The organism is Bernardetia aquimarina, from assembly GCF_042180575.1.
In the GTDB taxonomy this organism is placed as follows: Bacteria; Bacteroidota; Bacteroidia; order Cytophagales; family Bernardetiaceae; genus Bernardetia.
Window position 1 is genome coordinate 1,994,092 of record NZ_CP170094.1, and the last position, 23,579, is coordinate 2,017,670.

General features: G+C 30.0%; 22 protein-coding genes. 11 read left to right on the top strand and 11 right to left on the bottom strand.

Annotated elements, in window-relative coordinates; translation table 11 throughout:
• The first annotated feature begins 99 nt into the window (after positions 1 to 99).
• From ACE193_RS08355 to ACE193_RS08365, 3 genes are read left to right on the top strand one after another with little or no spacing between them, the layout of a single operon-like run.
• Positions 100 to 978 carry a YicC/YloC family endoribonuclease gene (locus ACE193_RS08355; protein ID WP_375562542.1) on the top strand — a complete coding sequence of 293 codons (879 nt, stop codon included), beginning with the start codon at positions 100 to 102 and terminating at the stop codon, positions 976 to 978.
• 35 nt (positions 979 to 1,013) lie between these two features.
• Entirely contained in the window at positions 1,014 to 1,850 is an 837-nt protein-coding gene (locus tag ACE193_RS08360) for a hypothetical protein (RefSeq protein ID WP_375562543.1), read from the top strand.
• Positions 1,851 to 1,894: 44 nt separating this feature from the next.
• The gene (locus ACE193_RS08365) at positions 1,895 to 2,542 is read left to right on the top strand and encodes a class I SAM-dependent methyltransferase (RefSeq protein ID WP_375562544.1); all 648 of its coding nucleotides are present in this window, start codon (positions 1,895 to 1,897) and stop codon (positions 2,540 to 2,542) included.
• Between the two features lie 22 nt (positions 2,543 to 2,564).
• Here ACE193_RS08365 and ACE193_RS08370 read toward each other — a convergent pair whose 3' ends face one another.
• The 7 genes from ACE193_RS08370 to ACE193_RS08400 form a co-directional block, all read right to left on the bottom strand.
• Positions 2,565 to 3,125: a YceI family protein gene (locus ACE193_RS08370; protein WP_375562545.1), complete on the bottom strand. Its 561-nt coding sequence runs from the start codon at positions 3,123 to 3,125 to the stop codon at positions 2,565 to 2,567.
• Between the two features lie 30 nt (positions 3,126 to 3,155).
• Positions 3,156 to 4,076 carry a DUF5777 family beta-barrel protein gene (locus tag ACE193_RS08375; protein WP_375562546.1) on the bottom strand — a complete coding sequence of 307 codons (921 nt, stop codon included), beginning with the start codon at positions 4,074 to 4,076 and terminating at the stop codon, positions 3,156 to 3,158.
• A 73-nt stretch (positions 4,077 to 4,149) separates the two neighbouring features.
• On the bottom strand, positions 4,150 to 4,542 hold the full coding sequence (locus ACE193_RS08380) for a c-type cytochrome (protein ID WP_375562547.1): 393 nt from the start codon (positions 4,540 to 4,542) through the stop codon (positions 4,150 to 4,152).
• Positions 4,543 to 4,758: 216 nt separating this feature from the next.
• Entirely contained in the window at positions 4,759 to 6,696 is a 1,938-nt protein-coding gene (locus ACE193_RS08385; RefSeq protein WP_375562548.1) for an OmpA family protein, read from the bottom strand.
• Between the two features lie 200 nt (positions 6,697 to 6,896).
• Positions 6,897 to 7,664 (bottom strand): prolyl oligopeptidase family serine peptidase, encoded by a 768-nt coding sequence (locus ACE193_RS08390; RefSeq protein ID WP_375562549.1) that lies wholly within the window; start codon positions 7,662 to 7,664, stop codon positions 6,897 to 6,899.
• A gap of 4 nt (positions 7,665 to 7,668) precedes the next feature.
• Positions 7,669 to 8,238 (bottom strand): hypothetical protein, encoded by a 570-nt coding sequence (locus tag ACE193_RS08395; protein ID WP_375562550.1) that lies wholly within the window; start codon positions 8,236 to 8,238, stop codon positions 7,669 to 7,671.
• 97 nt (positions 8,239 to 8,335) lie between these two features.
• On the bottom strand, positions 8,336 to 8,842 hold the full coding sequence (locus ACE193_RS08400) for a hypothetical protein (RefSeq protein ID WP_375562551.1): 507 nt from the start codon (positions 8,840 to 8,842) through the stop codon (positions 8,336 to 8,338).
• A 411-nt stretch (positions 8,843 to 9,253) separates the two neighbouring features.
• Here ACE193_RS08400 and ACE193_RS08405 point away from each other — a divergent pair, with 411 nt between their 5' ends.
• Both ACE193_RS08405 and ACE193_RS08410 read left to right on the top strand, forming a co-directional pair.
• Positions 9,254 to 10,000, top strand: coding sequence for a LytR/AlgR family response regulator transcription factor (locus ACE193_RS08405; RefSeq protein WP_375562552.1), 747 nt, complete (start codon positions 9,254 to 9,256; stop codon positions 9,998 to 10,000).
• Positions 9,997 to 10,437 (top strand): hypothetical protein, encoded by a 441-nt coding sequence (locus ACE193_RS08410; protein ID WP_375562553.1) that lies wholly within the window; start codon positions 9,997 to 9,999, stop codon positions 10,435 to 10,437. The genes ACE193_RS08405 and ACE193_RS08410 overlap by 4 nt, the downstream gene beginning before the upstream one ends.
• Here the strand turns inward: ACE193_RS08410 and ACE193_RS08415 are convergent.
• Positions 10,434 to 11,555 (bottom strand): transposase, encoded by a 1,122-nt coding sequence (locus ACE193_RS08415; protein WP_375559008.1) that lies wholly within the window; start codon positions 11,553 to 11,555, stop codon positions 10,434 to 10,436. The two genes, ACE193_RS08410 and ACE193_RS08415, sit on opposite strands and share 4 nt — an antisense overlap.
• Before the next feature lie 134 nt (positions 11,556 to 11,689).
• On the opposite strand from ACE193_RS08415, the gene ACE193_RS08420 reads away from it, so the two are divergent.
• The 4 genes from ACE193_RS08420 to ACE193_RS08435 all read left to right on the top strand — a co-directional run bounded on the left by ACE193_RS08420 (position 11,690) and on the right by ACE193_RS08435 (position 16,882).
• Positions 11,690 to 13,465 carry a 7TM diverse intracellular signaling domain-containing protein gene (locus tag ACE193_RS08420; RefSeq protein WP_375562554.1) on the top strand — a complete coding sequence of 592 codons (1,776 nt, stop codon included), beginning with the start codon at positions 11,690 to 11,692 and terminating at the stop codon, positions 13,463 to 13,465.
• 237 nt (positions 13,466 to 13,702) lie between these two features.
• Positions 13,703 to 15,622, top strand: a complete 1,920-nt coding sequence (locus tag ACE193_RS08425) for a sensor histidine kinase (RefSeq protein WP_375562555.1) — start codon at positions 13,703 to 13,705, stop codon at positions 15,620 to 15,622.
• 263 nt (positions 15,623 to 15,885) lie between these two features.
• A complete protein-coding gene (locus ACE193_RS08430; protein WP_375562556.1) occupies positions 15,886 to 16,071 on the top strand; it encodes a hypothetical protein in 186 nt (61 codons plus the stop codon).
• A gap of 112 nt (positions 16,072 to 16,183) precedes the next feature.
• Entirely contained in the window at positions 16,184 to 16,882 is a 699-nt protein-coding gene (locus tag ACE193_RS08435) for a hypothetical protein (protein WP_375562557.1), read from the top strand.
• A 108-nt stretch (positions 16,883 to 16,990) separates the two neighbouring features.
• Here the strand turns inward: ACE193_RS08435 and ACE193_RS08440 are convergent, their stop codons facing one another.
• From ACE193_RS08440 to ACE193_RS08450, 3 genes are all read right to left on the bottom strand, one after another.
• A complete protein-coding gene (locus ACE193_RS08440) occupies positions 16,991 to 17,728 on the bottom strand; it encodes a hypothetical protein (RefSeq protein ID WP_375562558.1) in 738 nt (245 codons plus the stop codon).
• Positions 17,729 to 17,756: 28 nt separating this feature from the next.
• A complete protein-coding gene (locus tag ACE193_RS08445; protein WP_375562559.1) occupies positions 17,757 to 21,014 on the bottom strand; it encodes an AsmA-like C-terminal region-containing protein in 3,258 nt (1,085 codons plus the stop codon).
• Positions 21,015 to 21,173: 159 nt separating this feature from the next.
• Positions 21,174 to 21,968, bottom strand: a complete 795-nt coding sequence (locus ACE193_RS08450; RefSeq protein ID WP_375562560.1) for a DUF6498-containing protein — start codon at positions 21,966 to 21,968, stop codon at positions 21,174 to 21,176.
• A gap of 274 nt (positions 21,969 to 22,242) precedes the next feature.
• On the opposite strand from ACE193_RS08450, the gene ACE193_RS08455 reads away from it, so the two are divergent.
• Positions 22,243 to 23,031, top strand: coding sequence for a cytochrome c oxidase subunit 3 (locus tag ACE193_RS08455; protein WP_375562561.1), 789 nt, complete (start codon positions 22,243 to 22,245; stop codon positions 23,029 to 23,031).
• A gap of 87 nt (positions 23,032 to 23,118) precedes the next feature.
• Positions 23,119 to 23,457: a cytochrome C oxidase subunit IV family protein gene (locus ACE193_RS08460; protein ID WP_375562562.1), complete on the top strand. Its 339-nt coding sequence runs from the start codon at positions 23,119 to 23,121 to the stop codon at positions 23,455 to 23,457.
• The last annotated feature ends 122 nt before the right edge of the window (positions 23,458 to 23,579 follow it).

A 23,579-nucleotide genomic window follows, 5' to 3' on the forward strand; every position in this document is an offset into this window, starting at 1 on the left:
TTTAGATAGAACGTAACCAATAAATTCAATCAAACTTTCTTATCTTTATCACTTCAAAAAACAAACTTCACTTTATAAGCAATTAGAAAATAAAAGAATATGTTAAAATCAATGACAGGTTATGGAAGTAGCAATTTAGAGAACGAAGAATATACCATCAATACAGAAATAAAAACAGTCAATTCGAAATATTTAGATTGTAGTCTTCGCCTTCCAAAACTGTTTGCAGATAAAGAAATTGAAGTAAAGAATCTAGCTCAAAAAATACTAGAAAGAGGAAAAGTATATATAACCCTCAATTACGTTTCGAAGGGAGAGAATATTTCTCAATTAGTTGTCAATCAGCAGCTTGTAAGTAGTTATTATGAAGCGATGATAAAATCAGCTAAAGAGTTAAACGCTCCTACCGATGATATTTTCAGAATTGCAATGATGCAAGACAATGTTTTTATAGAAAAAGCCAACGAAGAAGCCATCGAATCACATTGGAAAGCTATCTATCAAACCATTGAAAAGGCTCTTTTAGATTGTAATGAGTTTAGAAAAGACGAAGGAAAATCTCTACAAAATCAAATAGAGGAATGTTTGAGTTCTATTAAAAATTCGCTTTCAGAAATCAATAAGATTGAACCTCGCAGAATAGAAAAAATTCGTCAGAAATTAGAAAAAAATATTGAGAGCGTAGTCAATTCAGATAATTTTGATAAAAATCGTTTCGAACAAGAAGTTATTTATTATGCCGAAAAACTAGATATTGCAGAAGAACAAGTTCGCTTAAAAACGCATATTGACTACTTTTTGAAAGAATTAACAAAGGAAAATACAAGTGGAAAAAAACTGAATTTTATAGCGCAAGAAATGGGTAGAGAAATAAATACAATCGGCTCAAAAGCAAACGATGCTGATATGCAGCATTTTGTCGTGGAAATGAAAGAAGAATTAGAGAAGATAAAGGAACAGACTTTGAATGTACTTTAATTTAGTGATAAGTTATTAATGATTAACTGTAAATTATGAAATTACATTTCTGCTTTCTACTTATATTTTTTGGGTTGTTATTATGCAATGAGTCATATAGTCAAAACGATTATCCAAAAGAAAAAGTACGACTAGAGAATGATATTTGGTTTGGCTTGAATACTCAAATTAGTTTAAATGATAATGCTGATTTGGATAGTAATTTTGTTTCGAAAAATGTTTTTCTTATTCAAGTTTTGGGTAAACATTCTACTATGAAACAGACAGATAAAGATTATTTTTATCAACAAAGTCTGTATCTAAGTTATGAACGCTTACTTTCTCAAAAATGGATAGGAGGACTTTCTTTTAGGTATTCCGAATTGAATATTAATACGACTACTTTGCGTGGACATTTACGCCATTATTCACCTATCAAAAAAATTGATTTGACCTTATGGCAGCAAGTTGCTATTGAAAGAATTTTATCAAATAATTCTTTTTACGACCCTATTTCTAGGCTTCGTTTTCAGTTTGCAGCAAACAAATATTTTACAATTTCAAAAAACAACCCACAAAAAAAACTCATCGGAACAATTTCTTTTGAGCTTTTTAAAGAAATTCAGAAGATAAATCCTAAGTCAGAACGTCGTTTTTTTCAAGAACAACGCATACAAACAGAATGGTTTTTTCCTATTCATAAAAATATCTATTTGGGAGCTTTTGCAGGACTTCATACCAAACAGTTTATTGCATTAGCACAATATAATATGGCTGGCGAAGAACTAAAACCTACAAGAAATTTGAATCAACAAACGCCTATTTTTGGGATAAATGCTATTTTTACTTTAGGAAAAAATGATATTCCAAATAGACGTTTGTGGACTGAATAAAAGAAATCAAACTATAAAAAACTCCTTCATATTTCATCAAAACAATGAGTGAATACAAAGATTACGGTTATCAGATAGCCAATAACGATCATACAGAAAACTATTTAGTAGATAATATTCTTTCTCTATTAGACAAAAATAAAAATAAATTAATCCTTGATGTAGGTTGTGGAAATGGCTGGCTGACAGCTATTTTGATTCAAAAAGGATTTGAAGTATATGGAACTGATGCTTCTGAAAGTGGAGTTGAAATAGCAAATCAACGCAAAGAATGTCAGGCAGAACAAGGAGGAAAAAAACGTTTTTTTGTTCAAGATTTGAGTACAGATTCTTTGCCTAATGAATTAGTAAACTTGAAATTTGATACTATTATTTCTACTGAAGTAATCGAACATCTTTACGACCCAAAAAAGTATATTTCTTTTTGTAAACAAATTCTTCAAAAAAATAATGGAGGAGAAATTTTGATTACAACACCTTATCATGGTTACTTAAAAAATGTATTATTATCAGTTACTGGAAAAATGGATTCTCATTTTACAGTTCTTTGGGACGGAGGACATATAAAATTTTGGTCTAAAAAAACACTTACACAACTTTTAGAAGAGGCAGACTTTAAAGTAACCGATTTTGTGGGTTGTGGTCGTCTGCCTTTTCTTTGGAAATCTATGCTCGTGAAAGCAAAAATATAGTTTTTAAATTGTGTTCAATTTCCTATTCATATAATTTCAAATCCGAATCCATATCAACTTTGACAGTTTCAGCTATTTTTTGAAACATAAGTGATGGAATTTCGACATCGTGGTCTTCTAATTTTACGTCAAATGTACTTTTTATAGAAGCCTTTCCATTCTTGACAATTATCTGACTAGGAATTTTACGAGCTTGTTTTTTGCCGTGAATTTCTAAATCTCCAACTGCCACAACATCATACGTTCCATCCGTTGTGAGGTCATAATCTCCTTCAATCGTTCCTTTGAAAGTTGCATTTGGATATTTTTCGCTATCCATATAATTTTCATTAAAATGCTGTTGCATCAAAGAAGATGGAAAAATAAATGACTTGATAGGAATACGGAATGAAAAAGCATTTGTTTTGGTATCAATTACGCCTTTGCAATCTTTGTTATTTGCTTCTATATCTTCCATAGGTGCGCTAGAAAAAAAGTGAACTTTACTTTCTTCTAATGTATAACGCTGTGAAAAGGCTGTTGAATTAACACTTTGAATAACAAATAATATTGCAATAAAAAATACTGAGTGATAAATTTTCATAGGTGAAATGATGATTAAAGTTTGATTAATTTATTTGAATTTTTTTCTATTGACTACAAATTCTCTAGTGATATTAAAGCCAAAATGTATGCCACCGTCTAGCCAGTCGCCACCAGTTTCAGCAATAAATCCTTTTTCTATCATTGAACGAGAATTTGTCAAATGTAATTGAAAAACGTGTCCACCTGTTTCGATATCAAAACCAACAGAAAGAGAATTATAATAGGAATCAAAAAGAGGTGAATTTTCAACTGGCATTCTAAAAACATATTCTGCATTAAAAGAAGTACGTTTTGTTAGTTTTATTCTTCCTCCAAAACCTAACGCATACAAATCATTTTTATCTTCTGCTGTTGGAACAAGATTGCGATGTACCCACGAAGGAGCAAGCAAAAACGAAAACCCTTCACTAAATTTCTTACTTATAATCACTTGATGTGTATAAGTCAATCGATTTGCAAAAGTTTTTTCTTCTCCTGCATTTGCTTTTAAGGTATTTATGGCTGTTGTTCCTACATAAGTTAGGCTAATCGGCATATTTTTTTCACCTGTGCTTTGTCTTAAAAGGTCTGCTTTGAAAAGTCCGTCGTAGGTTTTTTGAAATGAATTTCTGCCCAAACCTATCATAATTCGATCACTTAATCCATATTCAAAACCTAATCGAATAGTAGCTTGGTCTAGTCCAAAAAACTCATAACCACCACCATCAAGCGTTCCGAAACGGTGTGAAATTCTGAACTCTAAAGCTCCTTTGGCTACTTTTTCAGAAGTATGTAGATTGATAAGACGAGTTGATTTATATGCGCCTGTAATGTATTCTGTTGTAGGGTTTTCTTGTTCTTGCTCATCTAAAAGAGCATCTAAATCATCTTGAGCAACTGCAAATTGATATGAAAAACAAGTAAAAAAGAAGATTAAAAAAGCTGAAAGAAATGAATAATTTTTGTTCATTATTTTATTTTTTTAGTAGTAATAATTGCAATAAATATGTTTTGTAGGATTTGTTAAAGCTGTTTTGGATAATTTAATCATCTTTTGCTCCATCATTAATCCAAGTTTCGATTAAACGAATATCACAACTAGCTATTTTTGCAGCACCTTTTGGCATAGGTGAATATCCAGAAGAATGTTTGATAGCTCCCAATAAAGAACCATTCGTAGCTCTACTTTTTAATGACGCATAGCTTTCTAAATTTATTCCAGCTCCCAAAGATGATGCACCAGCAGCCGAATGACACGAATAGCAGTTTGTTTGTAAAATAGGCTTTACCGTTCCTGAAAGTGTTACCTGTGAAGTATCACATTCTACAATTCCAACTTCGTCCTCTTCACTTTTCCATTCACAAGAAGCTAAAGAAAGACTAAAAAAAACACTAAGAAGTAAGAAAAATAACACAAAATTAGCTTTGTTGTTCATATTTTTTTGTTTTTAATAAATGGGTAGTATAAAATTTTTAGAGTGTTAGATACTAAGGAACAATTACGAATGCCATACCTTAATTATCAATCACTTGTATTAAAAGATATACATCTTAATTAATTTCTGTTCCTAATGTAAAAAACAGTTTATTAACAAAGTGCATACGCCTACAAGGTAAGACTTTTTATATTAAAATACTAGATTTAATTTAATTTACTTCGAAAGAATTGTGATTTCTACTCTACGGTTGAGTTTTCGTGTTTCTTCATCTGAATTGCTTGCAATAGGATATTTTCCACCATAAGCTCTTGTTTGAATGCGTGAACGAGCAATACCATTAGAAACTAAGTAATTTTGAACAGTCTTGACACGCTCACCCGAAAGACGAAGATTGACTGTATGCAAACCGACATTATCGGTATGTCCTCCCAAAGAAATCTTCATTTTTGGATACTTATTCAAAATAGAAAGCAATTTTTCCAAATCTTGATACGCTTGAGAAAGTAGTTCTGAAGTTCCTTGTTTGAACTGAATATTATGAAGATTGAGTGTCTTTCCTACTGTAAATTGTTTGTCAAATTCAGATTCTTCTTCTTGTTTTATGTCTTGATTATTCTGTTTTGTTTCTTCTGTGCTATCTATATGTATCTCTAAAGGATTTTGAATTCCATTTTTTTTTATGGTTGATTGACTTTCTTTATTATCATTTTTTTTATCATTCTCTAAATTATTTTTCACATCCTCTTTCGTTTCTGCTTTTATAAAAACCTTCTGATAAACGGTATCACGAATGTAAACTGTATCATGAACATAGACTATTTTTTCTTTTATAATTGGTTCTATATTTTCTAGGCTTGCTTGCTGACTTTCTGAATTATTTTTTGCTTCTAAATAAATTGGTGTTTCAACTATCTTTTCTACAATTCTATCCACAAAAACAGTATCACACGCTCCATTTTTTACTTGATTGATTGTTTCCTTTTGATTTGTAGTTGCTAAAATTTTTTCTTGCTGTTTTTCTAGTTCCTCTAATTCTTTCTGCTCATCATCTTCTATTTTTTCTTTCCAAATATAGACTCTTCCATCGTAAGAAGCTATTGCTACTTTATTTTCTATTGGACTAAAACGACAAACTCTCACTATTCTCTTCGATTCTGAAAGTGTTGCTATATTTTCTTTTGTCTTTGTATCCCAAATCTTGGCAACGATTCCATTTGCACCTGTTGCTATATATTCTCCATTTTTACTGTATGCAGCAGCACTATAATTTTCTTTTGGAGAAACTTGAAAAACATCTAACTTTTTGGTAGAAAAATAATCCCAAGTAACAAGCGTTCCATCAAATCCCCAACCTGTAATTTGGTTTTTGTTTGCACCGATTACAATATCATTTATATCAGATTTTGAGTGATGAAAACGACGAACTAATTTATGATTTTGAAGAGAAATAGCATACACATAATGATCGACACTAAAAATAAGTTCTTTTCCTGTGCTTGCAATCGTTCCTCCTGTAATAGTATTCGAAAGTAAATCTTTTTCAGAGTTAATAGAAAAAACTTGCATCGGAATCTGATTTGGAATATCAATACGAACACGCATAACATAACCATTGTCGCCACCAAAATACAAGTATTTATTATCTGGAGAAAAAACAACAAAGGAAGCAGAACGCAAAATAAGTCCATTGGTAAGAGATAAAGGCTTGTTTTTGTACGTCCCTAAAAGTTTTCCATAACGAGCATCCCACAAACAAACTGTTCCATCTTCGGAAGCACTGGCAAGTAAATCTCCTTTCTGATTAAATGTAACTTCATAAACACTTGCCGAGTGAGCATACAAACGGTGTCTTAAAATACCTGTTTCGACATCCCAAATAATAATCGTTCGGTCAAGACTAGCCGAAGCAATCCATTTTCCATCAGGACTAAAACGAATATTTTGCACACCTGCTGAATGTCCTCTTAGTGTTTTGTCTAACACAAATTCTACTTGAGTTTTATCTTGAGTTTTATTTGGTTTCTCATTTACTTTTTCAAAAGAAGAGTTTTGACTTTTAAACGAATTTTGAGCCACAGTTTTCCCCTTCTCTCCAAAAGAAGAAATAAAGAAAGCACACCAACAAAAAATAAAAACAAGGGATTTTTGCATATTTAGGAACAAATTAGTTTTTTTCAAAAGGGAATTTATCAAAACTAATTTGAATTATTTTTATAAAAAATTACACTAAAATCCTTAAAAAACAAAATTATATAAGGATTTAATGAACAAGATTAACAAATTTACGAATCTAAAACTAAAAAATACTTTTTTAGGCATTACTTTGTTGAAATACAGGTGTATCCAGTTTTTCAAAACACTTCTTTATTAATCGAATCAATCATTTTCTTTAACTCTTCCAGATAATTACAAGCCATGTAATGGGACAAATTTTCAATGATTTTATACTCAATTTTACTTCCTTTTGAAATCGATTCTAACAAGCTTTTTTCAGAATTTTCTACATCAAACAACTCGTCATTCTTTCCATGTAAAGCATACACAGGAATAGTTATTTTTTTTGAAGAATAAATAGCTGCCATTGGTAAAGCTACCGAAAATAACTTTGGGTATTTTAAAGCAAATTGCCAGCTTGCGATTCCTCCATTGCTATATCCCATTATCATTATTTTATCTTCATCAATAGGCAAATATTTTTTGAGCTGTTTTACCAAACGAATAAGACGTATTTCTATTGGTTCATCTGTCCACATTTTTCCTTCTGAAGAAGGAGCTACTATAATTACATTCTTACTATCAAAGGCAGGAAAAGCCAAACATGTAGCAAATTCTTTATAAACATTTTTATTTCCTGCCCAATGTAATGCAATAACCAAGGGTATTTTTTGCTCCTCTTTGATGTTGGGAATAAACAAACGAGCTTTCCATTTACTTTTATCTGTCATCAAAAACTCATACTCAAATTCCCCTGTTTTAGTTTGAAGTTCTTTTACACTTTTGTTTTTTACCGTTGGAAAATATATTACTTCTGTTTGCGTAGTTTGTGCTTTATTATAAAAACAAATAAAACATAGAAAAGTAAAAAAAAGAGTCTTGATTAGAATCAATAAAAAGTTCATTTTCTTAAAATTTAGTCTTAAATATTTCTGAAGCAATAAAAGCATCTTTAACAGAATTAGAATTTCGCATCATGCCACCAAACTTATTAGATGAATTTTGTTGTTTGTTTTTGTAATTAGCATAATGGGCTTCATCACTATTCATAGAATAATAGTTTTGACTTCCTGTATCATTTTGTCTAGTTCCTCGTGATAGTTGCTCTTTCAAACGCCTTGTCTCAGGACTTTCTGTAATAGGAGTTCCTAATTTTGGAATAATTGGTTTTTTATCAGGAATTTCTCTCAAACTTTTATTTCTCTCCAAAAGGTCTTTTGCTCGTCTATCTCTTACTTCTTGCAAAAGGTTTTCAGCAGGATTTTCTTCTTCTTCTATTTTTGGAAGTTCATGAGGCTGTGTAAGTGCCTTCAAAGTATCTTCCAAAGAACGTCTAGGTTTTGGTTGTGGTGGTTCGATGGCTACTTCTTCCTCATCCATATTGTGTCTAAAATTATCTCTCAGTTTTTTGGTACGAGAGTAAATGACAAACAGAATCATAAATACAATAAAAATCGATAATAATATATATTCAGCCATAAGTTAAAATAATTACGGATTACGGATTACGGATTAAAAATTACGACTTATTTCAAGCCTACTTTACGTTATTAGAACGCTACTAAGTTACAAATTGTTAAGGTAATTCTGCAATCGTAACACGATATGGCATTTTTTGCGCTCTATCAATGATTGTATAAACAAAATATTTATCATTTGCATAATGTGTAATGTAGATATTTCCTTTTTTCTCTTGTTTTGTTTGGTCTAAATTAGAATCCACAAACTGTGCTACAAAATCTTCATACGGCTGACGGTGTTGAAAGTGGAGTTGTAATTGATTGGTCTGTAATCCTTTTTCAGGAGAAAAAATACTCTGCATGATATACTGCACATCGTGATAATAGATTTCGAACATCCACATATCAACCTGTGTAGTTCCGTGTTTTTCAGAACTGACATAAATCCATTCTTTTTTACCGATTTCTTTATCAACAGCATCTGGGTTTGTACGATTTTCGAAAAAGGAAATAAATTCTTTTACAGTAATCTGGTTTTTATCAGTTTGAAAAGAATCTGTATCTTTATTTATGAAAGAAAGACTAAAAAGGCTTGTTAGAATAATAGGAATTAGAAATTTCATTGAAATAGTTATTATTTAGGAAATAGAAATTGGAGACTAAGAAACAATATATACTATACTACTAGACATTTTATTAATTACTGTATAGGTCAGCCTCGTAGAGCAGACTGTTTATGGTCAATCTTGCTTGTTTTTAGTTTTGATAGACAGTCTGCCCTTTGGGACTGACCTATTTATTTGAATAATGTCTAGTAGTATGAATATATACTTAAAAAACCGTGCTAAAATTACGAAATTATAATTTATACGGAATTGCGAAGTCTGTGTAACTAAACATGTTACCTTTTTCCTTCATGTAAAGTTCTATCTAAATCACTTGAAATAAATTTTATAATCTAAAAACAATCAAATTTTAGTATCTTTCGCAACTTCAAGTTTATAGTTAAATATTAAAAGATAAATATCGGATTTATGGATAAACTAAAAACCTTTGTCATAGAGGATGAACCAATAATTAGGGAAGAAATAATATGGCATGTTACTAATCATCCTTCATTAGAATATATAGGAAGTAGTGCTACAGTAAAAGATGCGATTCAAGAGTTGCCAAGATTAAAACCAGACTTAGCCTTATTAGACATTCAACTTTCAGACGGAACTTCTTTTGATATTTTGAATCATTTTCCTCGTGTTGGTTTCAAATTCATATTTATAACAGCCTTCGAAGAGCATACTATAAAAGCTATTCGTTATGGAGCTTTTGATTATTTATTAAAGCCTATAAACGATGAAGAGTTTTCAAAAGCCATAGAACGATTAGAACAAAAAATACTCCCAACAGCTGATGAAAGACTGGCTGTAACAAATACTACTTATGAACGAAAAAAACTTACTTTGGAAGATATGATTTCTATTTCCTCAATAGATTTTATCCAAATGGTTAGTTTGAAAGACATTGTTTATTGTGAAAGTGACTCTTCTTATACCAAAATTTATTTACAAAATAATCAATCTATTTTGGCTTCCAAGACACTTAAATTTTACGAAGAAATTTTGCCAAAAGAGTTTTTTTTGAGGTGTCATCAGTCCTTTTTAGTTAATAAATTTCACATTGATAAATATTTAAAAACAGGTTATATTCTATTAAAGAATGGCAAAAACATTTCTGTTTCTGTTAGACGAAAAGAGTATATACTAAATAACTTGAATGGATTATGATAAAATACTTTACTATTGTGTTACTTGGTCTTTTTGCTGTATTGTCTTCTTGTACAGAAGCTCAAGAAGACGTTTCGACAGAACAATTACTTGAAGAAATAAAAGAGATAGAAGCACAACTTTCTGATAAAACTTCTGACAAGGTTTTAAATCAAGAAGAAAAAATAGTTTTTTGGAAAGATGAGTTAAACAAAGACAAATATACTTCTGATAGAGTAGCAAATGCAAGGATAAATTATATAATAGGAAAAAACTTTGCTTCTCTCAGTATATACAGTGCAGAAATGTATGCAACAAAAGCTCTTATTCTAATTGATGATGTAGAAGGTTTTGAAAATAAAAAAACAGACCTTTATAATGGTTATCTCTTGAAAATCAGTATACAGAAAGGAGAAAAGAGTGAGGCTGATTACAGTACTGGACATGTGTTAATTTAGGTTGTATTTTGAGTTTTAGATTTTTGCACTAATTGGGTTATTATTTTTAATATTTTGTCTATAGAAGTAGCATAAAATACTACTTTTCCATATCCGATTCTAAAAACAGACTCGTAAAAGGATTCATTGTCTTTTTTTACTCTTTGTTTTGTTTTTACTCCTTCTAAGATACAGAGTAAAAAAGATGCAATTACTAATGCCATTAGAACACGAATTTTTCTTGGGTTTACCATTCCTAACTCCTCTAAATGAAATCCATTTGTTTTCAAATGTCTAAATAAACACTCTATTTTCCATCTGAGATAATAGATAGCACTAATTTTCTCCTTTGTTAAACGATATTTGTTGGTTAATAAAATGACAAACTTTTCACTTTCTTTTGCTGCTTGAGCATTATAAGAAATCACTATTTTTAGTTTTTTTGCAAAGTCAGTTTCAAATTCTTGGCTTACTAGTTTGCCTGATTTAGCTTTTTTAAGTAAGCTGTGGTATTTTTTAACTTCTAATTGATAATCTCCCTTACAAAGACGAATAATGTAAGTATATCCTTGTTCTTCTAAATACCTAAACCAAACTCTACCTTTATACTCTCTATCAGCTAAAATTGTAAATCTTTTTAAAAAAGGATATAACAATAAAGCCGATGCTAATAAACTTTTACGATGAGCAACAGTAGAACTACCTTTTCGTTCTAAATTGATCCAAAAAATAGGAATAGCCATTTTTCTATAAATAACACTTAAGACCAAAACATGATAGGTATATTCCCCTAATTGCCAAACACTACCATCCATAGCTAGATAGAAAATTTCTTTTTTTATGTCTTTTCTATTCAAAAAAGAGCCTATACTAAAAACTAGAATCAGCTTCCATAGTGTTTTTTGAACATAGACATCCAAAAAATAACGAGTAAGCCGTTTATAATGAGAATCAATTTGAACAGTAGGAGAATTTAAAAAAATACCTACTTGATTTTTTAATTTGTTTAGATTAACAGTTTCTTTTATCAGAATACAGCTAATAAGCAACAAAGTAGCGTGAACATAATGGATAGGAATATCTGAAAATTCCTTTGTATATTTGTTCAGCAGGACGGAATAGAGTTTTTTGGTTTTCACACTTCTAAATTAACTCTTTCTGTCCTTTTTTTGTCAAAAATTTAACTCATGTCCAGTACTATAGAGGCTGATAGTATAATTAGTAAACTCAGCGAAATGGAACAAGATACTATTCATTTTATTTTTTTGAAAATATGTTAAAGAATATATTATTTTTTCTTTTCTTTTTTATAGGTTTTATAGTTACTTCCCAAGCACAGAAGTTAGAGATTTCTTATTTTGTTGATTCTCTACACCACCATACGATTGAAAAAATAGATAAAGTAAAATTTATAGAATCTCCAACTCATTTTTTAAATTTTGCTAATACAAATAGTGCTATTTGGGTTCGTATAAAACTACCTATATCTGCTAAAAATAAAATTATAGAAATTGCTAATCCCTTAATTGATACACTTGATATATATTATAGCAGAGAGAATACATTTGTCAAAAAACGCTATGGTTCACATCTACCTTTTGACCAACGTGCTTATAACAATCGAATGTTTTTATTTGATATTAATGAAAGTGAGTTGATTTATATACGATTTAGTAGTCAATTTCCTTTAGAACTTCCCATCTATTTGACTGACCAAAAACAAATTGATAAAAAACAAACTAATTCTAATTTTTTCTTTGGAATATACTTTGGGATTTTGTTTGCTCTTTTTATGTATAACTTTTTTTTAGCGTTTAATGTAAAAGATAAAGTATATATATATTATTTAGGCTATATTATTTGTGTAGGATTATTTTATGCAATGCTGACAGGTTTTGCACAGATATTTTTGTATCCTGATATACCTAGTCTGAATTATTATTTGGTATTTATATTGGCTTTAGCTTTTTGTTTTATTATAGAGTTTTGTTCTCAATATTTGAAGTTAAAAGAAAATAGTATAAAAAATTACTGGGTTCTTAAATTCCTTTCTCTATTAAGTATAGTAATGGCAATTTTTGACTTATTTATAGATAGCATTATCTTAAATACTTTATCTCAAGTAATGAGTTTAGTAATTAGTCTTTATCTAATTGTGATAGGATTTTATTTACTCATTTTTAAAAAACAACAACAAGCAGTAATTTATAGTATTGCTTGGGTAGGTTACTTAACTGGAATTGTATTACTGATACTACAAATTAATGGTGTCATACCTTCTAATTTTATAACTCAAAACTTTATTTTCATTGGTTCGGCTGCTGAAGTTATTTTGTTTTCTATTGCTTTGGCTATGCGTATTAATCAATATCGAAAAGAAAAAGAAGAAGCTCAAAAAAGTGAACTCCAACAAGGATATGAAAAAGTAGTATTAGAACAAAAACTGCTACGAACACAAATGGCACCTCACTTTATTTTTAATACACTTTCTACTCTGCAAAGTCTGATTCGTTTTCAAGAATCTCAAAAAGCTATCAATTATCTAAACCTATTTAGTAAACTGCTACGTAGCAATTTAGAATTAAGTCGGCAAGACATTGTTTCTTTAGAAGATGAAATAGAAACTATACATAATTACCTAAGCCTACAACAAATTAGGTTCAAAGATTATTTTACGTATGAAATACAAACTCCTAACGAACTGGAAATAGATACTTTATTTATTCCTCCTATGCTTATTCAGCCCTTTGTAGAAAACAGTATTTTACATGGTTTTGATGGAGAAAAAAAGTGGCACATAGATATAAAAATAACTGAACTTGCCGAAACCAAGCAATTACAAATAGAAATTGTTGATAATGGAGTAGGAATACATACAACTCCAAAAAAAAACCATAAATCAATGTCTGGTGATATTGCTAAAGAACGTTTAGAAATCTTATCTAAAAAATATAAGATACCTACAGACTATCAAATCTTTTCAGAACAAGGAAAAGGCACTACTGTTTGTCTGAAACTCCCTATTATTGATGGATTTCAACAAAACTAATTTTATATTAAAAAAAGAATATAAGTAGTCGTGCAAAATTAATAATACATATAACTGATTAGTGAGTGATTTATATGATTTTTAAGATAAAATACAAGATTAATACAATAAAACACTAAATTTATTTTTATATATAATTAAAATGTATTTATGTACTATCCTGCAATTATCATAGTAATCATAAAAATCACTCGCTAATTATGTCTAACTACTTATACTAAATTATTTGACGGAATTATGATAAAATACTTTGCTATTGCTTTCCTTAGCTTTTTTGCTGTATTGTCTTCTTGTACAGAAGCTCAAGAAGATTCTTCAACAGAACAATTACTTGAAGAAATAAATAAAGCAAAATTACCATCTCTTGAAGAGGATGATCAGGCAAAATATTGGAAAAATCTGCTAAACCAAAAGCAGTATACTTCTGATAAAGTAGCTAGAGCAAGCATAAATTATCAAATAGGAAGATGTTTTGCTCCTTTAAACACAGATAGTGCAGAAGTTTATATAACAAAAGCCCTTATTCTCATTGAGGATATAGAAGGTTTTGAGAATGAAAAAACACTTATTTATAATGGGTTAGGAACTATTGCTTTTAATAGAAGCAAATTTTTCCTTTCTTCTTTCTACAAAAACAAAGTAGTTTCTATACTAGATGCTAATCCTTCTATTTCAACTATTCCAGCTAAGAATAAAATAATGTTTTATTTATATAGTGCTGAGAATAATGCTCATATAGGTCTGAAGGAAAGTGCGTATGATTTGACTAGAAAAGCTGCAAACTACATAGATTCTCTTCCTGAAAGTGATTATTTAAGGTTCAGAATATATACACAACTTTTCTCTACTGATTACGACACCAAAAAAAACACTGATTCACTTCGTTATTACTTAGAAAAAAGAGAGAATCAATTACTTTCAGTTGAAGGCAATCGCTTTTATTACTTACACAAAGCTAGTTTTTTTGAACTCAGTAATCAATTTGACTCTGCCAGAGTTTATTATCAGCGAGTTTTAGAAATAGACCAAAATGAGTTGAAAGATAAACCATATACTCCTACAAATACATACATAACTTATTGTCGTCTCTTGCAAAATAGTATAGAGAGAAAAAAAATGAATGAAGCTAATAGTACGATTAGTAAACTAAGAGAAATGCAACAAGATACTTCCCTCCACTTATCTCACTCAGTGCATTTAGCTTTTGGGGAAGCCATGATGAATTATCACTACCAATTTAGAAATTTTGATAAATATCACGAAGCTACTGAAAAAGTGCTAGAACTGACAGATGAAAAACAGAAAAAAGCTGAACTACAAGCAAAAGAGGAAATGCATACGATGTATCAACTTGAGGAAAACAAAAAATCTATAAAGGAGCTAAATCAGAGTGTAGAAATAACAGAAAGTGAATTACAAAAAACAAAATATTTTCTTGCTATCACCATATTGGCTATTTTAGTCATACTAGCAATTCTAGCTATTCTTTACTACCGTCAAAAGAGTCGAAAGCTCCAACAGGAATACGAAAAGGTAATATTAGAACAAAAACTGCTGCGTACACAAATGGAACCTCATTTTATTTTTAATACACTTTCTACTCTACAAAGTCTAATTCGTTTCCAAGACCCCAAAAAAGCTATCGATTACTTAAACCAATTTAGTAGATTATTACGAAGTAATTTAGAATTGAGTAGGAAAGAAATGATTTCATTAGAAGATGAAGTAGAGACAATGCATAATTATCTTAGCCTACAACAAGCTAGATTCAAAGATTATTTTACTTATCAAATACAAGTGCCTGATGAGTTAGAAATAGATGCTTTATTTATTCCTCCTATGCTTATTCAACCTTTTGTGGAAAATAGTATTTTACATGGTTTTGATGGAGAAAGAGAATGGCGTATAGAAATAAAAATAACTGAACTAGTAGCAACCAAACAATTACAAATAGAAATTATTGATAATGGAGTAGGAATACATACAGCTCCAAAAAAGAAACACAAATCACTTTCTGGTGATATTGCCAAAGAACGTTTAGAAATATTATCTAAAAAATATAAGATACCAACAGACTATCAAATTATTTCAGAACAAGGAAAAGGAACTACTGTCTGTCTGAAATTGCCTATTATTAATGGATTTCAGCAAAATTGATTTATACCCTCCTCTTCTTCTATACCTTATTAAGCAGTTATAAGACAGACATGTGAAATACGAATACTAATTCAAACTTTACATGTTTGTCTTATAATTACACACCTACTAAAAGCACCTTCTCAAATCAATTCTATGTATTTACATTTGTAATGTTGATTGTCGGCACAGACCTAACTAACTCAATAGTAAAGAGGGATGATACATTATTCTTCAAATTACTTAAACTAAAAAGTTACAATAATTACAAAATTCAATATACTATGAAAACCACAGAACAACGTTTATTCGAACAAGAACAAGAAATTCTTAACCTTAGAAAACAAAATACAACTTTAAAAGAAGAATTATCTACTCTAGATCAAAAGTCTGTTTTGTTTGATGCAATGATTGAGTTAGCAGAAAAAGAATATAAAACTTATATGAAAAAAAATGCTAGTACAAAGTAATGAGTTTTTTTAGTAAAAAGTCGGCGATAAGCAGTTATAAGACCTGTAAGCTACTTGAAATAAAACAGTAAATCAAACTAGTCTTATAGTTCTAACTAAATGAAAAACATATATGTTTGTAACACTTTTATATATAGTTCCAGTCTTATTGGTTGGAGGAATAATAGCCTACGCCTTCAACCAACAAAAAAAGGTAAATCAAAATATAGATGCTCTCCGAAATAACAAAAAGCAAGTATCACAAGATTTCCTTGATAGACAAGTTCCTTATCTAAAAGAATGGATGAAAGAATATCCTATTGATGCTTATACTTCTGCAACTTTGCCGTCAAATATGGGAGAGTTTGTTAAAACTGCTATCAAAGATACAGCACGACAGTCTCTTACATATAATACTACCAATACGATAGAAGCCCCTGCTTTTTTTATCTTGAGTGGAAAAGAACTTCATTTTATTAATACAGATATCCATAATGATTTATCTGAGCATATTTTGTTTGGTTCTGAAAAACTTCAAACTGCTGAAATAAAATTCACAGGAGCAAAAAAGGAAATGAGATTAAACATATTAGCTATTTCTGGACGAGACTGTCCAAAAGTATATGATATTATTATCAAATCCGAAAAAGGCAAAAGTATTTTACAAGCTATTGATCGTATTGTAAACAGTCGTTTTACAGATACAGATATTAGTCAAATATTTAAGGGAGAACATGCTGTTGATATAGCAAAAACAAAAATTACTGCTGAATATTTCTTCGAAAAGTTAGGTGAATTTTATCCTCATCTAAAAGTAGAAGTTACACATTAAAAATAAACAAAGGGGGAGAGATTTTGAAGCTATAGAAATTGTGTGTCTATATGCTTCGAAATACTCATAGACTACAAAGACTGACGAAATATTTTGTCAGTCTTTTTTTTACAAGCTATTTTTTCTGTGCCACAAAAAACTCCAAACTTCTCCTACTATTTGAATTATTGTAAAGACAAGCATGTAAACAAACTCTTCTGTTTCTCCTGTATGTAAATTGAACCTTCCTTTACCAACATAGTAAAAGCCTATTCCTAAGAAAGTAAATAGTAGAAAGAAAACTGTTGAAACAGAAAAATGAGGAAAATAATACTCATCTATCACTTTTTCTGAATCATTCATATCAATTTCTTTTTTTTCTTCTTTTCTAAAAAAACCGTTCAATAGCTCTTCTTTATCTGCTTTTTCACCTTTTTCTTTGAGAGTATTTACATTCTTCAAAAGATAAGAAAACAGTATTATTTCGCTTACAATCATCAGAAGTATATTAAAATTAAAGTGCATATCTTGAAATAAGATTACATCCAAATTATCTTTCCAAATATGATTATTAACCTGTCTAAAATAACCTAAAAAAAGAAAAATACATACAAAATATATACTCATCAGAACCCCCATTCTCAGAACAGCTTTCTTCTCTAATTTAAACTCTCGTTTAGATATGATATTATTTTTATACTCAAGAATATTTCCAACAAACTTAAAAATAAGCCTTATAATCTCCTCTACCCAAAACAAATAAACAACAGTAAAGAAATTCCAGTCAAAGAAAAAGACTCCATAAAGCGTGAATCCATTTACGATAAGACTAAATAAAAAACGACTTAGGGTAAGATTTTTTGGCATATGCTTTTTTCGTTATATATACTTTTTTTTATTTCCTCTTTCTTTTCCCTTTGCCCATCTTAAAATCAAAGTCTTCAGGTGTTCCAAAGATATTAATACTAATCATAGCAGCATTTTTATCTGGGTCTGAACTCTGAATCTCATTTTCTATTTTTTCTAAATCTTTAGCTGCTTTTTTATTTTTCTTAAACATAGCTTGCCAAGCTGCTTGTCGGACTAGCTTAAAAGGTACTTCGACTACATAATTCATCTTCAAATCCGTATCAAAATTTTGAGTACCCGAAATAAACATATACTCTAACGAAGAACTTATTTCCATACGTGGAATATCAACATTTCCTTTTTTGATATTAAAGATATTAGCAAGTTCTCCGAAACGAACATTCTGCAAATTTTTATCTCCCATATAATCAGAAAATGCCTCAAAAGGAGGAAAATTTACCAAACTACCATCTCTGATATTCAACTCTGCATGCGCTTCTGTTTCACTTAAATAAGGAACTAAATCGGTGTGCATTCGAACTTTAGATTTTACCGTTCCACTAATTCTGCCATGGATATTTTCTTTTACTAAAAAATCTTGTCCGAAATTATCAAACCTAAAAAAAAGTCTATCAAGGTCTGCATCATCAATTTTCAAATCACTGTCAAAATAAATATGCGTAGGGTCTGAACCATTAAAATAGCCATTGAGTCCAAAATGACCATCAGCAGAACCAAAACTAAGCGAATCGATATATAAATAATGTTCGCTCGTACTTCGCATTTGAGTTGTAATATTGGTTAAGTGATAATTGTGATACGTTAAATCCCCTACTTTTGCATCTAGTTCAAGATTTGGAAACTCAATACTAAAGATATTAAAAACACTATCATGATTAGCTGCTAATGCTGTTTCTCCTACTTTATTCAAACTTTTATTTGATTCTTTTTTGGGTTCTTCATAATTCATAATCTCATTGACATCTAAATTTTGAGCCACCAATTTGACTTTGGCTTTAGAAGTTTTTGTGCTATCAAAATAATTAAATAGTTGAGCTTCTAGTTTAATATCAGATTTACCTAATCTTCCACTAAAATTTTTGATACTCAAATCTCCTTTTCGCATACTAAAATCGCCATGTAAGCCCTCTACTTTGAGTTTGTGTTGTCGAAATTTTCCGTGTAAATCAGTAAGTTTTAAGTCTGTATTTTTGAAAAAATCACTAGCTAATAAATCTTTACTATTGATATTGAGTAAGGCTTCTACTTCAAAATCCTTCAATGTTTCATCTTTGTATTCTTCGGGTAAATAATTTTTGCCTTCGTAGGTAAGCAAATCATTAAAAATCAAATTATCGGACTTAATATCGATATAAAATTCAATCGGTTTGGCATCGTGTTTAGGTAAAAGTGCGTGATAGTTTTTGAGATAAGCATCTAAATCAAAATTGCTTTTATCAATTTCTCCATGAAAACGTTTTACACGAACATCATTTTCATCAATCATTATATCAATATGAAAATCATGAATGGTATGAGCATAATTTTTTAAATCAAAAAACAAACTATCTACCAAAAATTCTCCTTGTGGAATACCATCAGCTTGACGAATATATTTTGTATTGGTCAGAAATTTAGTATCAAAAACAAGATTGCTAATTACCTCAGTTGTACTCTTTGAAAGCGCAGAATCAAAAGCTAAGAGTACAGGAAGATTCAATTTTGATGCTTTGCCTTTCAAATCAGCTTCTACATCAGCATCTTTATTGTGCAAAAGTGCTGTAAGATTAGAAACAAGTCCCGAAAGCTCCAATTTTGAATCTTCTATGGCAATATCAAAATAATCAATTTGTAATTTTCCACCTACAAAACTCGCCTTTGCATTTAGATTTTTGATAGGATGTGGATAATAATCAGGAGCAGAAAAACTAACATCTTTGAGAATAATACGGCTATCTGTGCCATCTTTTAGCTTCCCTAATATACTCTGAATATCATTAGCATCTAATAGCTCATCGATGTTCATGTCAATAATCGCTTGTCCTTTTAGGTCTTTTACCATATCTAATTCGAAGAGTTCGTAGAGGGAAGTCAGATTTAGATTAGAGTGCAAATCAATCGAAAAATAAGGGTCATCAAAATTTATGACATGAAAGCTTCCTTTTACAAAACTCTCATTCGGCTTACCACTCAAATTTTCAAGATAAAGTTCAGACGTTTTGAGGTTGTGTTCTTCTCCATTGGTATAAAAACCTGCAAAACTCAAATCATTGATAGATTTGCTAGAATTAGGATTGATAAAATGTGCATTTTTACAACCAAACTCTAGTGTTATTTGAGGTGCATTGCCCATCGCTTTTCCTTGAATAATACCTTTGAAATAAACTTCTCCTTCATTGCGATACTTTTCTAATTTTTTATATACATCTGGAGGAGCAAATGAAGTAATAAGTTTGAAATCAGGTTTCTTTCCACTGACCACCAAATCCATAAAAATATCGTTTTCTATATCTATACGTCCTTCCAAGCCAAAAATACCACCTTCTATATGTAATTCACTTGGATCTATATCTAGATAATTATCTTTCAGATTATAATGTATATCAGATATGATATTGATGTGTTTGTTTACAAAAAAGTCCATCTTGTGCAGATTCAAATCTACCAACTCAAAATCAATATCCAAATGATTATCGATAAAACTTGTATTGTAGATAAAGGTACTTTTTGCTTTTTTTATCTGAGTTTGTACAAGGTTATTCTCCAAACGATCTTCTTTTTCCACAAAAATATCAACTAATTCTATGGATTTTAAATCTAAATGGAAATGGTTATTTTCGTCTTTTTCAGCTTTTTCTAATTCTGTTTTTAGCTCTTTTGGGTTGAGTGATTTAGCCAAAACGAGATTAATAGTGCTGTCTTCAAAACGAATAATATGTAGCTCTCCTTTTTGTACAACAACTTTTTTTATAGTGTATTCGCCTCCCAAAAGCTTCCACGCATCAAAACCAATATAAACATCTTCGAAAGCATAAACAGGACGCTGCGTTTCATCATCAGAAGAATAAAATTTTAAGTCTTCCAAATCAACAGAAATATAAGGGAAGTTTTTGAAAGGCGATATATGAAGTCCACCAAGTGTAGTATGACCTACTTGCATTTCATTGAGCTTTTCAGTTACTTTTTCGGCAATAAAATCTTGATTTTTGTAGAGTATATAAGGAGCAATCAAAACTGAAATAAATAGAGTTATGAAACCTATTAATAACCAACGCCAAAGTTTTTTTCTTTTAAAGATTTTCATAGTAAATGCTAAATTAAATGCAAGTAAATCAATTTTGTTCAAGTCAGACCTTAGTTATATGTATTTAAACCCTTAGGGTTTCGAAAACTACTTTTGATTGAGTATAGTATCTTTTTTAAAACAAGATATACATATTTTTACTGAAAATTCTATTCTAAATTACTTTTTCTTACTCTTTACAAAAGCCAATATCTCCCCAACCGTCTGTACAGCAGCAAAAACAATTACAAAAGCAAACTTTCCAGCTTCTCCTAAGTCTATCTGAATAGGTAATTTGTCAGTATTAGCTGCAAAATAAAGAAGTGTACCCAAGACAATCGAAACGTGCAAAACTAACATTTGAGTAGAAAAAGGTTGATTGTTTTTTGTTGCCATATCTTTTTGATAAAGATTTTTGTAGGTTTTAGCTTCTTTTTCTTGTTGGCTTCTCAAAAATTCTTTTTCTAATTCTTCTTGACTCATCGCCTCACTTCTTACAATTTTACTTTGATTATCAAATTTATTTTTATTTAGTTTTTTAAATAAATATATCAAAATGGCTATTTCACTCAAAATGGCTAAACCTAGATTGAGATTAAATTCCATATTCCTAAAAAATACTGTAAATAGATTATCTAGTGTAGCATCGCTATTTGGAGAGGCAATAATTCCTACGATGACAATAATAAATACAAAGTAAATTCCCATCGGAAAAAGCATTGTTCTTGTAATTCCATTTTTGACTTTTAATTCAGCTTTAGAAATTTGATTTTTGTTATAATTGATTCTATTCTCAAAAAATCTAAAAATAATACGAATTACTTCTTCTGCCCAATACAAATAAATGATAGTAAAAAAGTTCCATTTCCAGACAATGATACCAAAAAAGGTAAACCCATTTACCAAAAGACTAAATAAAAAACGAATAAGAGCAATATTTTTTGCGTAAATTTTCTTTAAAGTAGAATTAGACATGTTTTTTTGAGAAAAATTTTGAATAAAAAAGGAAGTCACAAAGCTCAAAACCAACTGATTTACAACAATTTAAGTAGATTTGAGTTTTGAAATTATAAAAAAATCTATATTTTAGTTGTCTAACATAAGGAAATTTGCAGTTTTCTAACTAATTTTACACAATAAATCAAATTAAAGACAAGGCTAGAGTAAAAAACAAACTTCAAAACAAAACAAGTCTTGCTTTTTTTTTATTAAAAAATCTTATTACAAAAATCTATATACAACTTATACAATGGCAGCAGAAGTTATTGCAGAATCTACTAAACCACAAATGAATGCGCCTGTTCGCAGTATGTGGGACGGTGGAAACGAACCATTAAAGGCAAGTTATGGAAAACTCATGATGTGGTTTTTCCTTCTTTCCGATGTCTTTACCTTTGGAGCTTTTCTTATTTCGTATGGAGTAGCCCGTTTTGCATTTCCTTCTTTTCAAGGAGAAGCAAGTGATTTTGTCTTTTCTCAAACCTATTGGCCTATTCCAGAGAAGGTATTTAATTCAATGCCATTTTTTCATGGTGTAGATGCTCCTCTTGTTTTTGTTGGTATCATGACATTTATTTTGATTATGAGTAGTGTTACTATGGTTTTGGCTGTTGAGGCTGGTCATAGTCCTGCGCTTAATGAAGATGAAAGACAAGCTGAAGTAGAAAAATGGATGCTTTGGACTATCTTAGGTGGTGTTGCTTTTCTTAGCTGTCAAGCTTGGGAATGGAGTCACTTTATTCACGGAACAACTATGTTTATGGGAGATAAACTGGTAGAAGGAACTTATTTTGGTGCTAGTTTGACTCAAAACCAATATGGACCACCACTTTTTGCAGACTTCTTCTTCTTCATTACAGGATTCCATGGTACTCACGTTCTTATTGGAGTAATCCTTAATATTCTTATCTTTTATAATGTAGTAATGGGCGTTTATCGTCGCACAGGACACTACGAAATGGTAGAAAAAGTAGGTTTGTACTGGCACTTTGTAGATTTAGTTTGGGTATTTGTATTTACATTCTTCTACCTTGTATAAATAATACTGAACAGACTAAAGTCTATTCTACAGATTTTAAGCAGACTAAGGTCTGCTCTACATTATTACTATTAAAAATATAAAATTATGGCTCACGTAGATTCATCACTTAGCCCAAAAGAACAAAGAGCTAAGAATATCAAGAGAATTTGGATGGTAGCAGGTATTTTGGCTGTTGTTACAGCAGTAGAATATGTTATTGCTTTTACTGTTCCTCCAAGTATGTATAGAAATGTTGTATTTATTTTGCTTACACTCGTAAAGGCTGGTTATATTGTAGCTGAATTTATGCACTTAAAGCATGAACAAAAATATCTTATTTTTGCTATTATAGCTCCTACTATTTTTGTTTGTTGGCTCATTTTGTCAATGCTTATCGAAGGAACGACTATGTTTGGAATTCGTTTTCCTGAATTAGTCATGTAACCCAAAAAGCTATTCCATGTTATTTTTGAAAATGTTTCTTGTAGTATCTGTTTTTAGCAGAACTATAAGAAACATTTTTGTTTTGCAAAAGATTATTATTCTAAACCTTGTTTTAATAAATT